This is a genomic window from Bacillus cereus group sp. MYBK108-1 (assembly GCF_051917185.1).
Lineage (GTDB): Bacteria > Bacillota > Bacilli > Bacillales > Bacillaceae_G > Bacillus_A > Bacillus_A cereus.
Map to the genome: position 1 here is coordinate 49,544 of NZ_JBQAHZ010000020.1, position 19,725 is coordinate 69,268.

The window sequence follows — 19,725 nt, forward strand, 5'->3', positions numbered from 1 at the left end:
CCTATAGGTAATTCGGAGGAGAGAAAACATGGAACAGAAGAAAACAACAATCGTTTTATTTAGCGGAGATTATGATAAAGCAATGGCTGCTTATATTATTGCAAATGGTGCAGCGGCGTATGATCAAGAGGTAACTATTTTTCATACTTTTTGGGGATTAAATGCTTTAAGGAAAGATGAGCATGTGAAGGTAAAGAAAACTTTTATAGAAAAAGTGTTTGGAAAAATGATGCCACGCGGTGCGGATAAGATGGGATTATCAAAAATGAATTTTGCAGGTATGGGACCAAAGATGATTAAAGGTATTATGAAAAAACATAATGCGATGCCTTTACCAGATTTAATCGATTTGGCGAAAGAACAGGGGATTAAACTTGTCGCTTGTCAAATGACAGTAGATTTATTAGGGTTAAAAGAGGAAGAGATTATGGAAGGGGTAGAGTTTGCAGGTGTAGGGGCATATTTAGCAGATGCTTCGGATGGGAATGTAAACTTATTCATTTAATCACCTTCTTTTTAGAAGGAGGGGGATGTAAGGTGAGTGGAGTATTATTACTTTTTATAATTGGGTTTATAGGATCGTTTATATCAGGAATGGTTGGAATTGGCGGTGCAATTATTAATTATCCGATGATCTTATATATTCCAGTATTGTTAGGATTTACTGGCTATACGTCACATGAAGTGAGCGGTATTACAGCAGTACAAGTATTCTTTGCAACTTTTGCAGGTGCCTGGGCATATCGGAAAAGTACTGATATGAATAAAATGTTAGTTGTGTATATGGGAGCTAGTATATTAATAGGAAGTTTTATAGGAAGTTTTAGTGCAAATCTATTAGATGAACACGCTGTAAATGTTGTTTATACAGTATTGGCGACCATTGCAGCTATGATGATGTTTGTACCGAAGAAAAATAATAGTGGAGCAGTTAAGTATAATAAATGGTTAGCAAGTGTGTTAGCGTTTATTGTAGGAGGTGTTTCGGGCATTATTGGAGCTGGAGGTGCGTTTCTTTTAGTTCCTATTATGCTAGTTATTTTAAAATTACCATTGCGCATGACGATAGCGACATCTATCGCTATTACGTTTATTTCCTCAGTAGGGATTACGACTGGAAAAGTGATTACTGGACAAGTAGTTATCATTCCAGCTCTAATTATTGCGGTTGCAAGTATATTTGCTGCGCCACTTGGAGCGCGAGTCGGGAAGAGGATAAATCAAAAAGTACTACAATATATGTTATCGATTTTAATTGTCGGCACTGCTATTAAGATGTGGATTGATATGATATCGAAATAAAAGGATGGGCTGCTTGCAGCCCATCCTTTTATTTATGCCCAAATAACTTTCATTAAGTTTTTATATTCGTCATTTGCTAATTTATATAGCATTCTCGTATGTTCAAAGACAAGTGCTGGATTAAAGTTTGGTTCTGAGAATGCAAGAGATGTTGAAATATCAATTGCATTTTGCTTATTTAATGTGAATTTTGCAAAGCGATAAGATGTATTTAATTCATTGATGACATGTAAAATATCATTTGTTGATGTTGCATCAGGTACGTGAGCAACATTGAAGCAGTATATATCCACCGTAGGATGTTCGTTTTGGAAAGCAGCGATAAGTTGAATTTTTGCGCCAGCTTCAGTCTCTAATCCTACTGAAAAATGAACAGAGCCATCATTTTCATCTATATTTTCTTCCATGTATATATCGTTGGATTTTAAGTAGTCTTTAAAATCTGAGATGTTATGTTTTACTGCAGCTTTCATATGTATGAGCCCCCTGATAATTGGAATAGATTGCTACTATTTATTATAATTTAAAAATATTAAAAAAGATAGTTAGAAAGTTCTGATTTTTAATTCTGAAGAAATAAAAAGAAGCCGTACTCTACCTCCATAGAGTACGGCTTCTTTACTATTCATTGTCGTTAGACGATGTTTCTGTATCTTCACTGCTATTTTTGTTCTTATTTTTCACTTCATTGTTACTTGATTCGCGTTCACTTGAATTTTCAGACTTAGATTCTTTTGTCTTTTTCGAATCAGAGTCTGAGTCAAACTTTGTATATGCAGGTAGTCCAAGATGAGTACGAAGTTCATTTGTAACATTAGCTAATTCTTTTTTATCTGGATTGTAGTAGTAAGTTCGACCACCACCAGCAGATTTGCTACAAGTATCGTCACCTTTTGCCATATAGCAATCATCACCTTGGATTTGTAATTTCTCAATTTCCGAATCCGATCCATATTTATAGAATGAAAGCATATCATCAAATGTTAAGTTTGTAACGAATTGGCCGTTAATATCATCAATGATGTTGCCAACTTTTGTTACAGAACCAACACTTGTTAGCTTCTTTAAAATAGCCTCGATAACGAGTTGTTGACGTTGTCCACGCATTGCGTCACTATCGATGTGTCTTGTTCTAGCAAGAGCAAGAGCTTCTTCGCCATTTAACTTTTGAACACCTTTTTCTAGATGAATTGCCTCAGCATTATCATTGCTATCTTGCTCAGTAAATTCAACTGGTACATCAACTTCAACACCGCCCAAGTCATCGACGATTTTTATAAATGATTTAAAGTTAAATTTCACAAAATAATCGACAGGAACATTCATTAATTTTTCAACTGCATCAATGCTTGCTTGTGGTCCACCATTTTTTCCGTTTTTAGCAGAACCGAATGCATGAGCGTGTGTAATTTTATCTTTTTTCTTTTCTATTGGGATATAAGTATATGTGTCACGTGGGATACTTAATAGTTTAACAGTTTTGCTATCTTTATTAAATGTTGCAAGTAAAAGCGCATCTGTTCTTATAGCTTCACCATATTCTTTTCCTCGGACATCGCTTTCATCAACACCCATTATTAAAACAGAGACGTTATTTGTAATAGGTTTTACAGCTTTATCTCGTAAATCAGATTTATCACCGCGTGCTAAATCGTGTGCGGCATTTCGAACAGCAGAAGATGCTTTATTTACTAAAAACCAAGTATAACCGCCGCCTATTAATAAAACGAATAGTATAGCGCTTATAATAATTTTTATTTTTTTCTTATTTTTTTTCGGTTTATTGCGTGTATTTTCTTGCAAAGATGGGTTTTGCTCCATTTCCTGTACTCCTTCATTTGGATTGAAATACGACACTCATATCCACTTATTATAATGAAATTTAGCGAAAAAAAACATTACAAAACATTTACATTTCGTAAAAATTCAATATATTTATAAAAAGTCAGATTTTCTATATTATCTTTTTTAGATGTAGAATAAGTATAAGTTGTTTTAGTAGAAATGAAAATATGTATTGTGAGAAAGTGATAGAGAAGTAAGATTTGTTGAAATATAGCCAAGAAGAAATGAGTAAGCTTACTTATTTCTTCTATATAATAAAGAAGAATTTGACGGATAAAGGAGAGAGCATAATGAATCATACATCATTCCGAGCAATCGTTGTGAACGAAACGGAAAATCATCAGTTTGTAAGAAAAGTTGTTGAGAGAGAAGTAAGTAGTTTACCTGAGGGAGACGTATTCATACAAGTTCATTATTCTTCATTAAATTATAAAGATGCTCTTTCAGCTACTGGTAATAAGGGTGTTACGAGAACATATCCTCATACGCCAGGAATTGATGCTGCAGGAGTGGTTGTGAGTAGTGAAGATGCTACCATTAAAGCAGGAGATCAAGTTATTGTAACGGGATATGACTTAGGTATGAATACCTCTGGTGGTTTCGGAGAATATATTCGCGTGCCATCATCTTGGGTCGTGCCTTTACCGGAAGGAATGTCATTAAAGGAGAGTATGATGTATGGGACAGCAGGTTTTACTGCGGCTTTGTCGGTATATAAGCTTATTGGAGCAGGAGTTAAGCCTAGTATGGGAGATGTTTTAGTAACGGGTGCTACAGGCGGCGTAGGGAGTGTAGCTGTTAGTATATTAAGTAAGCTAGGGTTTAACGTAGTAGGAGCGACAGGAAAAATGGAAGAGGAAGATATGCTACTACGTCTAGGAGCGAAAAAGGTGATTCATCGCGCGGAATTGAATGATGAATCAGGAAGACCGATGTTAAAAGGGATATACGCGGGAGTTATCGATACTGTAGGTGGACATATGCTAGAAACAGCTTTAAAAACAGTAAAGTATGGTGGTTGTGTAACGACATGCGGTAATGTGGCAGGCCAGGAACTACAAACAACGGTATATCCGTTTATTTTACGAGGTATAAGCCTTTTAGGGATAGATTCCGTGCAATGCCCAGTAGATGTGAGAAGAGATGTTTGGACGCTTTTAGCGAAAGAATGGGGAAATAAAGAGTTACTATCTTATACAGAAGAATGTACATTAGAAGAATTAGAGAAGAAGTTTGCACTTATATTGCAAGGAAAGTTAAAAGGAAGAACAGTTGTTAAAATATAATGAAAAAAGAGACGCTTAAGTTAGCGTCTCTTTCTTATTATAATGATTGTTTTAGATTAATTTTTCCTTGTTCACCTAAAACACCGTCAGCGATATTTACAGCGTGATCGCCAATGCGCTCTAAGTTACTTACCATATCGACGAAGATGATACTTGCATCACCTGAACAGCTGCGTTCGTTTAGACGTAATACGTGACGTTTACGAAGAACACGTTCCATTTGGTCGATTTTGCGTTCTTTGGCAATAACAGTTTGAGCTAGTTCAGTATCGAAGTTTGTTAAAGCTTCAACTGAGTCTTGCAGTGTTGAAATTGTTAACTCAAGCATTTCGTTTAATTCAGCTAATGCTTCATCTGATAGTGAAACACGGTTTGAAATTTGGAAATCTACAAGTTCTACAAGATTTTCTACATGATCACCGACACGTTCAATATCTCCAACAACACCTGCTAAAACAGAATGTTTTTCAGAATCCGTAGGTGAAAGTGGCTTTTCTGATAGTAAAACTAAATACTCGGTAATTTTTTTATCTAAATTGTTAATAGCTCCTTCTAATTGAGTAGCCATGTTTGCGTGTTTTTTGTCTTGTGTATTTAAAAATTGATTTGCTTCTTTTAATCCATGTAATGAGAACTCAGCCATACGGATAATCTCTTTTTGAGCTTCAGTTAAAGCGATGGCTGGAGATTGTTCAATAAAGATTGGATTTAAATGTTGTGGTTTGAAGTCAATCGCTGCATCTTCACCACGAATAATTTTTGTTACAATCCATGCTAACACTGCAATGAACGGGAATTGAATGATTGTATTTGTTACGTTAAATGTTCCGTGTGCAAATGCAATAGTCATTTCTGGATTCAAGTTTAATGATGTTTGGAAATATTGAATTAAACTTGTAAATGGTATTAATAAAATTGTAAAGATAATTGTACCGATAATATTAAAGATAACGTGAACTAATGCTGCACGTCTTGCTGCAATTGAAGTACCGATTGCTGCTAATACAGCTGTAATTGTTGTACCGATGTTATCACCGAATAATACAGGAAGAGCTGCTTGTAAATCGATTGCACCTTGACCGAATAGTTCTTGTAAAATACCGATTGTTGCACTTGAACTTTGTACAATTAAAGTAAAGACTGTACCGACAACAATTCCTAAAATTGGATTATCACTCATGCTCACTGTTAATTCTTGGAATGATTCTAAAGAACGAAGAGGTTTCATACCTGCGCTCATTAATTCTAAACCGAAGAATAACATACCAAAACCGAATACAACTTGACCTACAGAATGTACTTTTTTATTTTTAAAGAAGAATAGTAAGATTGCTCCAACTGCCATAACTGGGAGAGCATATTCTCCGATTTTAATTCCGATAATAAATGCAGTAACTGTCGTACCGATGTTTGCACCCATAATAACACCGATTGCTTGTCTTAATGTCATAAATCCGGCACTTACAAGTCCGACTGTTAAAGCGGTTGTTCCTGAACTGGATTGGATTAATACAGTAACTAACATACCTGCTAGTACACCCATAAGTGGGTTTGTTGTAAAACGATCTAGAATATCGCGAAGACGATCTCCAGCTGCTTGTTGCAGTCCATCGCCCATGTATTTAATCCCGAATAAGAAAATACCTAATCCACCAATGAACTGGAAGATCATATCTTGAACATTATATTCCACGCATTCCACTCCTTAAATTTCATGTACGATGTAATTATTAACTGAACCTTGAGTCACTGTAAACGGTTTGCTAGTAAAATTTACACTAAATTTACAAAGGGAATAAAAGTTTACAATCCCTTAAAGAAACAACTGCATTTCATTGGTTTTTATCTTGTATAAATCTTAATTTTGTAAAGAAATCACACTTTTTAGAATAATGTTGTTCAGTCGAATATCAAGGAAAGCGTATGCAAGTTCATCGTATATTTTTTGATGAACGGTAAAAAAATATGTAGGGAAATGCATGTAGTTTTAGAACAGCAAAATGAGGGAAAACAATTCTTTTAACATGATAAAAAAGCCACTGAATTATCCAGCAGCTTTTTCCGTGTTTTTATCGCCATGCTTTTGTTTTCTTATGCTTGTAATGTAAATGAAGAGAAAAGCAATAAGTAATAGAGAGGAGTAACGATATACAGTTGCATAGTTTGTAAAGTGAGCAATAAATCCAAAGATAATCGCTCCAGCGCCGATTCCAAGGTCAAATGCGGAGAAGAATGTAGCAGTTGCTACGCCGCGTCGATGCGGTGCTACGCGGTCAATCATCCATGCTTGTAGTGCAGGTTGGATCGCTCCAAAACCACTTCCGTAACATGCTGCAGCAATAATTAAGCTCGGAATTGTCGTCGTATACGACAATAAAATAATACCTGTAAACGTTATAATAACTCCCGGAATGATGACGAATGTATGGCCTTTCGCATCATATAGCTTTCCAGAGAATGGACGTGTCACAGCGATTGCTAGTGCGTTACATAAAAAGAAGAGACTAATATCAGCTATGCCGACTTCTGTAGCAAATAGTGTGATAAAACTTCCGATTCCTCCGTACATTAATGTAATACATAATATTAATAATGAAGGAAGTAAAGCTTTACGCTCAATAAATCCATCGAGAAAAGTACTAGATGATTGTTGTGGAGGCTGTTTCGTTTTTTGGATTTGAAGTAGTTTCGTTAATATTAATGAAACAATTGTGCACGATAATGCACATAAAAAAAGAATTGTGAAGTTATATGTTTGCATAAGCCATAGTCCGATAAGTGGACCGAGGGCCATTGCAAGTGTTCCAGAAAGACCAAAATATCCCATGCCTTCTCCGCGGCGAGCTGAGGGAATTAAATCAGAAACGACAGTTCCATATGTAGTCGTTGTAATGCCGAAACCAGCTCCGTGCAAAATACGAACAGCAAGCAAGAGAAAAATAGTTGAGGCGAAAAGGTAACTGCCCATAGCGAGTAAACAGATAGCAGTACCGATCATTAAAATGATTTTTTTATTGAATTTTTGCAAGGCGTTCCCAGTTAGCGGTCTAACAAAAAGTGCCGCAACGGTAAACATGCCGACAACAAATCCGATATTTGAACTTGTGCCACCAATTTCTTTCACATAAACAGGTAAGGTTGGAATTAACATTTGAAACCCTAAAAACATACATAAGTTTGCAAAAATTAAAGCAACAAACTCTTTTGTCCATAACGGTTCTCGTTTTACGAGTATTGCTTCTCCCATATATTCATCCCCTATATAAAATTTTCTCTTTTCTTTCGAGTATATGTATTGGCCAATGCAACAGTCAAGGAAGGTGTCTTGAAAACGGATAACAATTTTTAAGGTGAAAAACTGACAAATTTGTGTAAAGGCTACACAACTATGAAAAAAAGATGTAAAGTATAGATGTATAGACTTGTAGGTGTTAAGAATGATAGAAATTGTTTTTTCTTTAAAGAAAGCGGATTCAAAGGAGTAGTGAACAAGAAGGGGATATATACTTTTTCACTACATATATTTGAAAAGGTTTACAATATGATGAAGAAAGAGGCGTGTACATATGAGACGATTAGGTATTTCTATTTATCCAGAACATTCAACAGTAGAGAAAGATAAGGAGTATTTAACATTAGCAAGTAAATATGGGTTTACACGTGTGTTCACATGTTTATTATCTGTGGATGGAGAAAAAGAGAAAATTATTGAAGAATTTAAAGAAACGATCTCACATGCGAATGCATTAGGGTTCCAAGTATTAGTGGATATTAGTCCATCTGTTTTTGAACAATTAGGTATTTCGTATAATGATTTATCATTCTTCCATGAATTGGGTGCGTACGGTATTCGTTTAGATGTTGGTTTTTCAGGATTAGAAGAATCAATTATGACTTATAATCCGTATGGTTTGAAAATTGAGATTAATATGAGCAATGGTACGAAGTATGTAGATAACATTATGAGTCATAGACCAAATCGTGAAAATTTAATTGGTTGTCATAATTTTTATCCGCATCGTTATTCAGGGTTATCATACGATCATTTCATTAAATGCTCGAAACAATTTAAAGATTACGGTATGAGAACGGCTGCTTTTATTTCATCATTTGATGCAACATATGGACCTTGGCCAGTAACAGAAGGGTTATGTACATTAGAGCAGCATCGTGAATTACCGATGACAACACAGGCGAAACATTTATTCGCGACGGAATTAATTGATGATGTTATTATTGCAAACGCATATGCGTCAGAAGAAGAATTACAAGCACTAGGTGCATTAAATAAAGAGAAACAAACATTTGATATAGAAATATATGATACAACGACAGAACTAGAAAGAATTATCGTATTAAACGAACCACATTTTTATCGCGGAGATGTATCTGAATATATGATTCGTTCTACACAAAGTCGTGTGAAATATAAAAAAGAAGAGTTTAAACCTCATAATACGCGTGAAATTAAGCGTGGGGATTTATTAATTGATAATGAACAATATGGTCAGTATAAAGGCGAATTACAAATTGCATTAAAAGATATGGTGAATACAGGAAAAACAAATGTAGTTGGTCGAATTGTAGAAGAAGAGATTTTCTTACTAGACTATTTACAAGCATGGGATAAATTCGGATTTACATTAAAGAAATAGAGAGAATATAAAGGGGAAAAACTACTGATTTCAGCAGCTTTTCCCCCTTTATATATAAAGAGCGAGAGGAAGAGCTATGACAAAGGTGCATCAGCGATTAATTTCTATTTTAGAGGAATTTTTAGAAGAGAAATCGATGTTAAATCGAGCTTTTTTAGCGGGCCGTTTACATGTATCGACGAAGACGATTCAAAAGGATATAAAATTATTAAATGATATATTGGAAGAAAATGGAGCGAAAATCGAATCGCAAAGAGGGACTGGGTACGAATTAGAAATTATACAAAAGAAGAAATTTGAAGACTTTTGTGTGAGTCTATTTCAAAAACAGACGGAAAAGATCCCAACTTCTTATGAAGAAAGAATAGCGTACATTCTGCAGCGTGTTTTAATGACAGAGGGATATGTGAAGCTTTCAGAATTAGCGGAAGAGATGTATGTGAGCAAATCAACGGTCAATTTAATTATGAAAGATGTTACAGATATATGTGGTCGCTATAAATTACAAATTGAGAAGAGACCGTATTATGGTATACGTATTGTTGGAGAGGAATTTAATATTCGTTCTTGTTTATCACAATATGGTTTACCGCGTTATGACCATACTCCGTTTCATGAGCAATTTGAGCAGACGGAGACATATTTATCGCTACCGCATATATCACTCATTCGTTCAATTATATTAAAGTATATTGAAGGCGGAACAATATATTTATCTGATTTAGAAATTGATAATTTAGTCATTCATATTGCAATCGCATTAAAGCGTTGTCAAAGTCAACATTATATGAAAGGACTGCATGCGGAGCAATCAGAACTTATAATAAAGAAAGAATATACAATTGCGAAGCAGATTTTAGGAGATTTAGAGAAAGCGTTAAAATTTTCATTTCCAGAAGAAGAAGTATTATATGTGACGATGCATTTATTAAGTACTGCTGTTACAACGAGAAATCGCTATGAAAATATAGAAGAGCTATTAGGGAAAGATATATATGCATTTATGCAACATATTCTTTTTAAAGTAGCGGAAGAACGGAATCTTATTTTTTATTATGATGAAGAATTATTATTTGGATTTGGTATTCATTTAAAAACGTTATTAAATCGTTTGAAGTATAAGTTAAATACGAGAAATCCTCTTTTGGCAGAAGTGAAAAAGAATTATCCGTATGCTTTTGAAATTGCGGTTCTCGTTGGAGATATCATTGGTGAATATACGGGTGAATCGATCCCTGAAAGTGAAATTGGTTATATTGCAATTCACTTCGGTGGAGCTATGAGCCGTTTGCAGGAGCAAAATCAAAAGAAAAGATGCTTATTAGTTTGTGCGACTGGTCAAGGAAGTGCCCAACTATTAAAATATAAAATTTTATCACAGTTCCGAGATAAATTAGAGATTGTAGGTATTACAGGCTATTATCAATTGAAAGTAGAAGATCTTTATAAAGAAAAAATAGATTGTATTATTAGTACGATTCATATACCGAGTGGCTTGCCTGTTCCAGTTATAAAAGTGAATTCAATATTTGATGATAAAGAGATTAAATCGATTGGTCAGCGGTTGTTTACGCATGTGAATACTAGTGTGCAGCCTTATATTAAGGAAGATTTAATCTTTTTAAATTATAGTGCTTCTACGAAAGAGGATGTTATTCAGTTTTTATGTGAGAAAGCTGCTGAGAAACGCTATGTACCAGAAAACTTTTATGCTTCTGTTATGGAAAGAGAAAATACGTCTCCGACAGCGGTGGGGAATTCAGTTGCAATCCCGCATCCGATGCAGTTATTAAGTGAGGAAACTTTTTTGATGTTTTGCACACTTGAAAAGGCTGTTGATTGGGGAGATAAAAAAGTACAAGTAATTATTTTATTTAGTGTAAAGCGCAATAATAATGAAGATTTGCAAAGGCTTTATGATTTTTTATATGATATTATGTCTAGTCAAACTACGATAGAGAAACTTACTCAGACCGAGGTAATTGAAGATTTTCAAGAGATTTTATTATCATTTTGAAAAAGTATATAAAAACTTCCGTTACATAACGGAAGTTTTTTATGTTTAATTGTATGCGTTTTCATAATAAGATGGAAATATAGAAAACATATAGCTTGGGGGAATTTAAAATGGCTGATATGCAAACTCCATTTGCGTTAATTTTACATGGTGGCAATGCGAGAAGTGCGGCGCTTGAAGCAATTGCTTTTGCAAGACAAGGAGATTTCGGGAATGCCGGTGAAAAGATGAAACTTGCTAGTGAGGAAATTTCAGCAGCGCATCGTATTCAAACGGATTTAATTCAAGAAGAGGCAAGAGGAAATCATGCAGAAATTAGTTTACTGTTGGTGCACGCACAAGATCATTTAATGAATGCAATTACAGTGAAAGAACTGGCTGAAGAATTTATTGCTCTTCATAAACGAGTAGAAGAGAAAGTGACCGTATAAGATGTACATTTTATTATGTTGTGCAGCAGGTATGTCAACGAGTATGGTCGTAAGAAAAATGCAAGAAGAGGCAAAGAAACAGGGGAAGAATTATAAAATTAAGGCAGTTGATTCAGAACTAGTGAAGCTTGAAATTAAGGAAGCCGATGTCGTTTTAATTGGTCCACAAGTGAAATATTTATTTCCAGCTGTAGAGTTTCTTGCAAATTCATACAATATACCAGTTGCGATTATAGACCAACGAGATTATGGCATGTGTGATGGTTTGAAGGTGCTTAAGCAAGCAGAACAATTAGTTTTAGCATAATTATATTTTTTTAAATACAAACATTATAATGTTATAAAGTTTATTTCATTCTTTTATAGTAGAGAGAAAGAGGAGGGCTATTGATGAATGGGTTTATGAGTTTTATGGAACAAAAGATTATGCCAACAACGCAAAAAATCGCAGGACAACGACATTTATTAGCAATTCGAAACGGTGTTATTTCTACATTACCGTTAACAATCGTCGGATCATTTTTCGTTATCTTTTTAAATTTACCAATTGATGCATATATGGAATGGATTGCACCGTTTCGCCATATTTTAGATATTCCATTCCGATTTACAGTAGGACTAATGGCATTATACGCAGCGTTCGGTGTAGGGGCTTCGCTCGCGAACTTTTATCAGCTCAATCAGTTAAGTGCAGGGTTATTATCTGTACTCGCCTTTTTACTAGCATCAGTTGAACCAATTCAAATTACGAAAGCTGTACCAGGTGTTATTGATGCAGGGAGATATATTTCAGTAGGAACATTAAGTGCAACGTCTTTATTCGGCGCAATTGTTACAGCATTAATTGCAGTAGAAATTTATCATTTTATGATTAAGCATAATATTTCAATAAAATTACCAGACAGTGTACCACCAGCAGTTTCAAATTCGTTTGCAGCATTAATTCCAACATTAGTAGTTATTCTTTTATTCTGGGGCATTCGCTACGGTTTGAAATTTGATGTGAATACAACGATCACATATTTAATCGCACCATTAAAATCAGTATTAGTAGGAAATAATTTATTCGGTGGTTTATTAACAGTATTCTTAATCGTGTTTTTCTGGTCATTCGGTATACATGGACCAGCGATTTTAGGACCAATTATTCGTCCGATGTGGGATTCAGCAATTCTTGAAAATATGGAAGTATTCACGGCTACAGGAAATGCACATCAGTTACCAAACTTATTTACAGAGCAATTCATTCAATGGTTCGTATGGATTGGCGGATCAGGCTCAACGTTAGCTTTAGTAATTATGTTTATGTTCTCTAAATCTAAGTTCCTAAAAGAGTTAGGTAGATTATCATTCGTACCAGGTTTATTCAATATTAACGAGCCAATTATTTTCGGGGCTCCGATTGTAATGAACCCAATCTTAATTATTCCGTTCGTTATTACACCGTTAGTGACAACGACAGTATCATATTTTGCAGTTGTTTCAGGTATGATTCCACTTATGATGGCGAAACTGCCATTTACGATGTTAGCACCAATTGCAGCGGTAATTAGTACGGACTGGACAATTATGGCTGGTGTACTTGTACTTGTTAACTTTGTCATCTCATTCGTTATTTACTATCCATTCTTCAAAATGTATGAGAAACAACAATTAGCAGGAGAGGAGAAAACAGAATGCTCGGAGCAATTATCATCTTAATTACATTCGTGGTCGGACAGTGTATTGCCCATTATTCGAAATGGGTACAAAGTAAATCTTTATTAGTGTTACTACTAGTATCAGTTTTATTTATCGGTTGTTCAATGGGTGCATATGTAATGTTAGGATTGCAATCACCGTACGTAATTATTGTACCGACAATTTTATGTGCAACGTGTTTATCTGCAAAATATAGATTTACGAGCATGGCATTAATACAACGTGTGAAGGAGATGCAAAAGCATGGAGCGTAAATTAGGAATTTCACTTTATCCAGAACATTCAACGAAAGAAAAAGATATGGCTTATATTTCCGCAGCGGCACGACACGGTTTCTCAAGAATATTTACTTGTTTGTTATCTGTGAATCGTCCGAAAGAAGAAATTGTAGCTGAATTTAAAGAGATTATCAATCACGCAAAAGATAACAATATGGAAGTTATTTTAGATGTAGCTCCAGCTGTGTTTGATCAGCTTGGTATTAGTTATAGCGATCTATCATTTTTCGCAGAATTAGGCGCAGACGGTATTCGTTTAGATGTAGGTTTTGACGGATTAACGGAAGCGAAAATGACGAATAATCCGTACGGTTTAAAAATTGAGTTAAATGTAAGTAACGATATTGCGTACTTAGAAAATATTCTTTCGCATCAAGCGAATAAATCAGCTTTAATTGGTTGCCATAATTTTTATCCGCAAAAATTCACTGGTCTTCCATACGATTATTTCATTCGCTGTAGTGAACGCTTTAAAAAGCATGGTATTCGCAGTGCAGCCTTTATTACATCACATGTCGCAAACATCGGTCCATGGGATATTAACGATGGATTATGTACATTAGAAGAGCATCGTAATTTACCAATTGAAGTACAAGCGAAGCATTTATGGGCAACAGGGTTAATTGATGATGTCATTATCGGAAATGCTTATGCGAGTGAGGAAGAGTTAGAGAAACTAGGAAACTTAAATCGCTACATGTTACAGCTAAAAGTGCACTTTGTAGACGAAGCGACTGAAGTAGAGAAGAGAGCTACGCTGCAAGAATTACACGTAAGGCGCGGCGACATAACAGAGTATATGGTACGTTCTACAGAAGTACGTAAAAAGTACAAAGATTATGACTTCCCAGTGCGTGAAAGTGTGCTGCAGGAAAGAGGGCAAGTTGTAATTGGAAACAATTCATTTGGTAAGTATAAAGGTGAACTGCAAATCATTCTGAAAGAAATGCCGATAGATGAACGGAAAAATATCGTCGGTACAATTGCGGAAGAGGAGTTATTCTTACTAGATTATGTAGGAGCTTGGACGCAATTTACTTGTGTGGAATAGGGAAGATAGGGGGCGTTCCAAATTTTGGACCGCCTTTTTAATATTAAAGTACTTTTAACGTCAAAATTTGTCGGTAAATCGATATCTCTTGTCGAATCGTTGATATATTATAAGTTACGATAGATATATTCGAAAAATCGTTGATATATTGTAGGTTACGATAGATATATTTGAAAAATCGTTGATATAATTTCATTTACTATGTTATTTTTCAGTAGTTTAATAGAGTAAAAAAAGAGCCAGTCTCAACGATGAGACTGGCTCTTTTTTTACTAACTAGTTTAATACTTTAACTGTAACTGTTTTACGTCCCCAGCTACTTGATGAACCTTTATCTGGCATTAAAACGTCGATTTTATTACCTTTAATAGCTCCACCAGTATCACCAGCGATTGCTACTCCGTAACCTTCAACCCATACTTTTGAACCTAATGGAATGACACTTGGATCAACTGCAATTAGTTTCATGTTTGGATTAGCTGTTAAGTTGTGGCCTAAAGCTGATTTTACTTGGTCGCCTGCTTTATAACCATTTTCAAGTGGATCTGCTGTGTAAGCTGTTGCTACAACACGTAATTCACGAGAAGATGATGGTGTACTTGTTTCAGTTTCTTTTGCAACAGGTTGTTGTGTAGCTGGTTTTTGAGCTTTAGCCGCTTCTTGAGCCTTAGCTTCACGAGCTTCAGCTGCTTCTTGAGCCTTAGCTGCTTCACGAGCTTCAGCTGCCTCTTGAGCTTTAGCTGCTTCACGAGCTTTAGCTGCTTCTTGAGCCTTAGCCGCTGCTTGAGCTTCAGCATCTGCTTGAGCTTTAGCTGCTTCACGAGCTTTAGCAGCCTCTTGAGCTTTAACTTCTGCTTGAGCTTCAGCATCTGCCTGAGCTTTAGCCGCTTCTTGAGCCTTAGCTGCTTCACGAGCTTTAGCCGCTTCTTGAGCTTTAACTTCTGCTTGAGCTTCAGCTGCTTCGCGAGCTTTAGTTGCTTCCACTGCTTTAGCTTTTGCTTGAGTTTCAGCTACTTCCTGAGCTTTAGCTGCTTCACGAACTTTAGCTGCTTCACGAACTTTAGCTGTATCTTGAACTGTAGTCGTTTTTTCAACTTTAGCTACTGGTTGAACTTTAACTGGTGCTTTACCTGTTAAGTAAGGAACATGAACATAAGCTGTTTTTCCGTTATATTCAAATTGAATCCAATCATTTTGTACTTGGTGTGTTGTTTCAATTACATCATCTTTTTTCAACTTACCAAGAATCTCTGAGTCTGTGTTTGCTCCAGCACGTATGTTTAATACGTTTGCTGTTACGTAGTAAGTGTCTTTTGTATAGTCAGCGCTTATGAAAGCTTCTTTACCGCTATTCAATTGAACTTTTGACCAACCATTTTCTGTATGTAAAACATTTACTTTATATCCATCTAATAATTTTCCTACAACTTTTGATTCAGTAGTTGGGTTTTCTCGTACGTTTAGTACGTCAGTCGTTACGATTGTTTCTGCTTTAGCAGATGTTGTGAAAATCCCAAGACCAAAAACCGCTGCTGTTGCTATACCCATAAATTTTTTCATAATAGCCTCCATTGCATTTGTTTTCGTTGACCTCATTATAGCAACCATTATTTTCTTATTTGCGAAAAACATAAAATTACAAAGCTTTCGTAACGGGGCATTAATATTCTGTAACAATTCCATAAATATCCTGATAGCGCTTCCTTGTTGTTTTTTGGCGTATTAGGGCATATGAAACACAAAATGAGTAGTATTTCAATTACTGTAACGTTAATAATGTTACAGTAATATTTCTTGATGATATCTATAGCGTTACAAAAACAGCTTATTTTACTGTTTGAATGGAAATTTAGTTATGAAACGATAATCTTTTTAGGCGTGAAAATATATAAATGAGGTGAAATTTAATAAAATATCGATATAATTGTTACAAAATCAGTCGAAGTATGGAAAAAATTACGCCTTGATTTTCGTCTATTACATAGTATTTTTGCAATAATAGAATTAGATAATAGCCTTAGTACCTATAAATAATGAAGAGTATTAGAATGGTAGTTGTAACGTGAAACATATATAATAGAAGAAACTCAATTTAGTAGATAAATAAAAAACGCAGGAGTGTAAACTCCTACGTTTTTGTTTATTCATATCGTAAACATTCAATTGGATCCAGTTTGGCAGCTTTGTTAGCTGGCAGTAAACCGAATATAATACCGATTAACATTGAGATACCTACTGCAAGAAGTCCAAGTTCTTTTGAGACAACGAGTGGCCATCCAGCAAAGATTGAGACGATCCAAGCGAAGAAAATACCGAGCATGAATCCGATGAAACCACCAAGTCCTGTTAATATACAAGATTCGATTAAGAATTGTGTTAATACTTTACCACGTGTTGCACCAAGTGCTTTACGAATACCAATCTCACGTGTACGTTCTGTTACAGATACGAGCATGATGTTCATTACACCGATACCACCAACAAGTAAGGAGATAGCGGCAATACCACCGAATACCATTTTCATCATACCGATTGATTCGTCTAGTTGTTTCGTAAATTCACCTAAATCTTGTGCTTCGAATTTGTGCTCAAATTTAGGAGCTTTCATTTCGTTTAAGACAGAAACAGCTTGTTTTTCTACACTTTTACGTTCTGTCGGAGAGGTCATTGTTAATCTTACAGAGTCATACTCATTTACTCCTGAAATGACAGGCGCATTTTCAAGTGATGTATAACCTTCAGGCATAGGCATTCCAAAGTCATTTTTCGTTTCGTATACACCAACTATTTTATACGGCTTTCCTTTTATATCTGTGTATTGATTTGATTCCCAACCACTACTAAATAATTTGTTGAAAGCTTCTTCATTTAATATAACAGCAGGGATTGCTTGATTTAGTTCACTGTCATTTAATTCACGACCGTGAACTAATTTTATTTTCGAATCTGTCATAAAGGCGCCTGTTCCACCTTTTAAATCAAGATTTACATCTTTTGAACCAGCAGATGCTTTTACTTTCATACTTACGTCTGGATACACATCTTTAACGCCTGGTACAGTTTGCAGACGGTTTAGCATATCAGGTGTGATTTTGGCACTATCTGTTCCGTAATCAGGATTGTTGTAGTAAATCGTTACTTCGTTATCTTTTCCTTGGCCTAATTCTTTTTTAAACTTTGCGTTTGTACCATCACCCATTGAAATGATAGTAATAATGGCACTAATACCGATAATAATACCTAACATCGTTAAGATAGAACGCATTTTATGAGCAAAGATAGAGGAAAGGGCCATGCGTATATTTTCACTCGTATTCAAAATTAACCTCTCCAATCTTGGACGATATTTCCGTCACGAATTACAATTTGACGTGCTGCAGCTTCCCCGATTTCACGGTCATGGGTAATCATAATGATTGTTGAGCCTTGTTTATTTAATTCGTAAAAGAGGTCCATAATTTGTGTACTTGTTTTCGTATCAAGTGCTCCCGTCGGTTCATCGGCTAAAATGAATTTCGGGTTATTTACGATTGCGCGGGCAACGGCGACACGTTGCTTTTGACCACCGGATAATTCGTTCGGTAAGTGAGTAGCGCGATCAGCTAAACCGACTTTTGTTAAAGCGGCTAATGAGCGCTCGCGTCTTTCTTTTTTATCGACTCCAGCGTAAATAAGAGGTAGTTCTACATTTTGAAGCGCTGTAAGTCTCGGTAATAACATGAAGTTTTGGAATACGAATCCGATCTCTTTATTACGTACGTGTGCAAGTTCTGTTTCAGTCATGTTTGAAATATTTTGACCGGCTAGTTCGTACGTACCTGTCGTCGGTTTATCTAAGCAACCGATAATGTTCATTAGTGTTGATTTACCAGAACCAGAAGGTCCCATAATTGAAGTGAATTCTCCTTGGTTCAGTGTTACGTCAATTCCGTGTAATATTTGAACGGACTCTGCACCATTTTGGAAGGATTTCGTGATGCCTTTTAAGTTAATCACTGGGCGACAACCTCCATACCATCTTTTAAGTCTTTTTCAGGTTTAGAGATAATTTCCTCTCCTTTTTTCACTCCAGAAACTTTTGCTTCGCTATCAGTCTCGAATTCAACAGTAACTGCTTGTTCTTTCGCCTTACCGTCTTTTACAACGAAGACAACATTTTTGTCACCTTTTTTCACGATACTGCTTTTCGGAACAATTGTACCAGTTGCTTCGCCAGATTTACTTGTTACGTAAACGTGGAAGCCGTTTTGTAATTCGTCACTATTATCTAATGTGACAGTGAATTGATAGTTAGAAACAGTTTTATTTTCATCCATGCTCTTTAATGGTGTAGAACCGATTTCTGTTACTTTTCCTGTCCAAGTCTTACCAGCGACAGTTTTTGATGAAACAGTTACTTCTTGCCCAACTTTCATACTAGCAAGCTCATATTCAGAAATTTGACCTTTTACTTTAAATTGACCAGCGTGACGAAGAGTAATTCCGCTCATACCTGTTTTTTCGTCAGCAGTTTTTACGATATCATCAATTACGCCATCAGCAGGACTTGTTACAGAAAGATTGTTTACTTTCTCTTTTGCTGCTTTAATCATTTCATCAGCTTTTTCAACTTCAAACTTTTTCATTTCAATTTGTGATTCTAATTGCCCAACTTCGGCTTCTGATGCTTTTAATGCTTCAGCAGGAAGGCCTGCATTTTTATCTTTTTGTAATTTTTGTTTCGCTACATCAATTTGTTTTTGGAGCAACGTTACTTCTTTTTGTGCGATTTTCTTTTGCATTTCTGCTTCTGTTACACCTTGTTTCGCAGTCGGATCATTGTATTTAAATAGAAGCTGACCTTTTTTCACTTCATCGCCTTTTTTCACAGCTAATTCATATGTTCCTTTTGTTGGATCGAATGAAATAGTTTCAATTCCATTTGGAATAACTTCGCCACCAAATTTTTGCGCGTTTTGGATTTGTTTTTCGGTTACTTTATATCCGCTATATGCCATTGCTACATCTGAACCGCCACCAGCAAATGCAAAGTATGATCCAGCTGCAATTCCGATTGCTACTACACTAGTAATTAACACTTTATTTTTCTTCTTCATCTATTTATCACCTTTTCGTTCGTTTTAGTATCTACATTAAGTATAGAAGAGGTAAAGAATCTG

Annotated in this window: 18 protein-coding genes; 10 read left to right on the forward strand and 8 right to left on the reverse strand. The window is 35.5% G+C overall.

Translation table 11 applies throughout. From position 1 onward, the window contains the following. Window positions 1-28 precede the first annotated feature (28 nt). Both ACTFSL_RS22625 and ACTFSL_RS22630 read left to right on the forward strand, forming a co-directional pair. On the forward strand, window positions 29-505 hold the full coding sequence (locus ACTFSL_RS22625) for a DsrE/DsrF/DrsH-like family protein (RefSeq protein WP_000435815.1): 477 nt from the start codon (window positions 29-31) through the stop codon (window positions 503-505). 32 nt (window positions 506-537) lie between these two features. Beyond that, the gene (locus ACTFSL_RS22630; protein ID WP_000017249.1) at window positions 538-1,302 is read left to right on the forward strand and encodes a sulfite exporter TauE/SafE family protein; all 765 of its coding nucleotides are present in this window, start codon (window positions 538-540) and stop codon (window positions 1,300-1,302) included. 32 nt (window positions 1,303-1,334) lie between these two features. Here ACTFSL_RS22630 and ACTFSL_RS22635 read toward each other — a convergent pair whose 3' ends face one another. Beyond that, a complete protein-coding gene (locus ACTFSL_RS22635) occupies window positions 1,335-1,775 on the reverse strand; it encodes a hypothetical protein (protein ID WP_000642362.1) in 441 nt (146 codons plus the stop codon). Window positions 1,776-1,923: 148 nt separating this feature from the next. Continuing rightward, window positions 1,924-3,123, reverse strand: coding sequence for an LCP family protein (locus tag ACTFSL_RS22640; protein WP_000437390.1), 1,200 nt, complete (start codon window positions 3,121-3,123; stop codon window positions 1,924-1,926). Window positions 3,124-3,437: 314 nt separating this feature from the next. On the opposite strand from ACTFSL_RS22640, the gene ACTFSL_RS22645 reads away from it, so the two are divergent. Then, window positions 3,438-4,433 (forward strand): YhdH/YhfP family quinone oxidoreductase, encoded by a 996-nt coding sequence (locus ACTFSL_RS22645; protein WP_001016967.1) that lies wholly within the window; start codon window positions 3,438-3,440, stop codon window positions 4,431-4,433. A gap of 37 nt (window positions 4,434-4,470) precedes the next feature. On the opposite strand, the gene ACTFSL_RS22650 is transcribed toward ACTFSL_RS22645, so the two are convergent. Further along, the gene (locus ACTFSL_RS22650; protein ID WP_000456278.1) at window positions 4,471-6,126 is read right to left on the reverse strand and encodes a Na/Pi cotransporter family protein; all 1,656 of its coding nucleotides are present in this window, start codon (window positions 6,124-6,126) and stop codon (window positions 4,471-4,473) included. A gap of 351 nt (window positions 6,127-6,477) precedes the next feature. Next, complete coding sequence (locus tag ACTFSL_RS22655) at window positions 6,478-7,680, reverse strand: MFS transporter (RefSeq protein WP_000503245.1); 1,203 nt, start codon at window positions 7,678-7,680, stop codon at window positions 6,478-6,480. Between the two features lie 319 nt (window positions 7,681-7,999). On the opposite strand from ACTFSL_RS22655, the gene ACTFSL_RS22660 reads away from it, so the two are divergent. From ACTFSL_RS22660 to ACTFSL_RS22690, 7 genes are all read left to right on the forward strand, one after another. Continuing rightward, window positions 8,000-9,088 (forward strand): DUF871 domain-containing protein, encoded by a 1,089-nt coding sequence (locus tag ACTFSL_RS22660; RefSeq protein WP_001253349.1) that lies wholly within the window; start codon window positions 8,000-8,002, stop codon window positions 9,086-9,088. A gap of 76 nt (window positions 9,089-9,164) precedes the next feature. Next, window positions 9,165-11,105 (forward strand): BglG family transcription antiterminator, encoded by a 1,941-nt coding sequence (locus ACTFSL_RS22665; protein ID WP_440042430.1) that lies wholly within the window; start codon window positions 9,165-9,167, stop codon window positions 11,103-11,105. A 110-nt stretch (window positions 11,106-11,215) separates the two neighbouring features. Further along, window positions 11,216-11,536 carry a PTS lactose/cellobiose transporter subunit IIA gene (locus ACTFSL_RS22670; protein ID WP_000774631.1) on the forward strand — a complete coding sequence of 107 codons (321 nt, stop codon included), beginning with the start codon at window positions 11,216-11,218 and terminating at the stop codon, window positions 11,534-11,536. A 1-nt stretch (window position 11,537) separates the two neighbouring features. Further along, entirely contained in the window at window positions 11,538-11,843 is a 306-nt protein-coding gene (locus tag ACTFSL_RS22675; RefSeq protein WP_000275642.1) for a PTS sugar transporter subunit IIB, read from the forward strand. Window positions 11,844-11,926: 83 nt separating this feature from the next. After that, on the forward strand, window positions 11,927-13,237 hold the full coding sequence (locus ACTFSL_RS22680) for a PTS sugar transporter subunit IIC (protein WP_001013060.1): 1,311 nt from the start codon (window positions 11,927-11,929) through the stop codon (window positions 13,235-13,237). After that, window positions 13,213-13,491 carry a hypothetical protein gene (locus ACTFSL_RS22685; RefSeq protein ID WP_000900048.1) on the forward strand — a complete coding sequence of 93 codons (279 nt, stop codon included), beginning with the start codon at window positions 13,213-13,215 and terminating at the stop codon, window positions 13,489-13,491. The genes ACTFSL_RS22680 and ACTFSL_RS22685 overlap by 25 nt, the downstream gene beginning before the upstream one ends. Then, complete coding sequence (locus ACTFSL_RS22690) at window positions 13,481-14,566, forward strand: DUF871 domain-containing protein (RefSeq protein ID WP_000440054.1); 1,086 nt, start codon at window positions 13,481-13,483, stop codon at window positions 14,564-14,566. The genes ACTFSL_RS22685 and ACTFSL_RS22690 overlap by 11 nt, the downstream gene beginning before the upstream one ends. Window positions 14,567-14,842: 276 nt before the next feature. On the opposite strand, the gene entC is transcribed toward ACTFSL_RS22690, so the two are convergent. The 4 genes from entC to ACTFSL_RS22710 form a co-directional block, all read right to left on the reverse strand. Then, a complete protein-coding gene (entC, locus tag ACTFSL_RS22695) occupies window positions 14,843-16,249 on the reverse strand; it encodes a cell wall-binding protein EntC (RefSeq protein WP_440042433.1) in 1,407 nt (468 codons plus the stop codon). A gap of 457 nt (window positions 16,250-16,706) precedes the next feature. Continuing rightward, window positions 16,707-17,861, reverse strand: coding sequence for an ABC transporter permease (locus ACTFSL_RS22700; protein ID WP_001986269.1), 1,155 nt, complete (start codon window positions 17,859-17,861; stop codon window positions 16,707-16,709). Between the two features lie 26 nt (window positions 17,862-17,887). Next, window positions 17,888-18,562 carry an ABC transporter ATP-binding protein gene (locus tag ACTFSL_RS22705; RefSeq protein ID WP_000609104.1) on the reverse strand — a complete coding sequence of 225 codons (675 nt, stop codon included), beginning with the start codon at window positions 18,560-18,562 and terminating at the stop codon, window positions 17,888-17,890. Beyond that, a complete protein-coding gene (locus ACTFSL_RS22710; protein WP_000728807.1) occupies window positions 18,559-19,662 on the reverse strand; it encodes an efflux RND transporter periplasmic adaptor subunit in 1,104 nt (367 codons plus the stop codon). Before ACTFSL_RS22710 ends, ACTFSL_RS22705 begins: the two co-directional genes overlap by 4 nt. Window positions 19,663-19,725 lie beyond the last annotated feature (63 nt).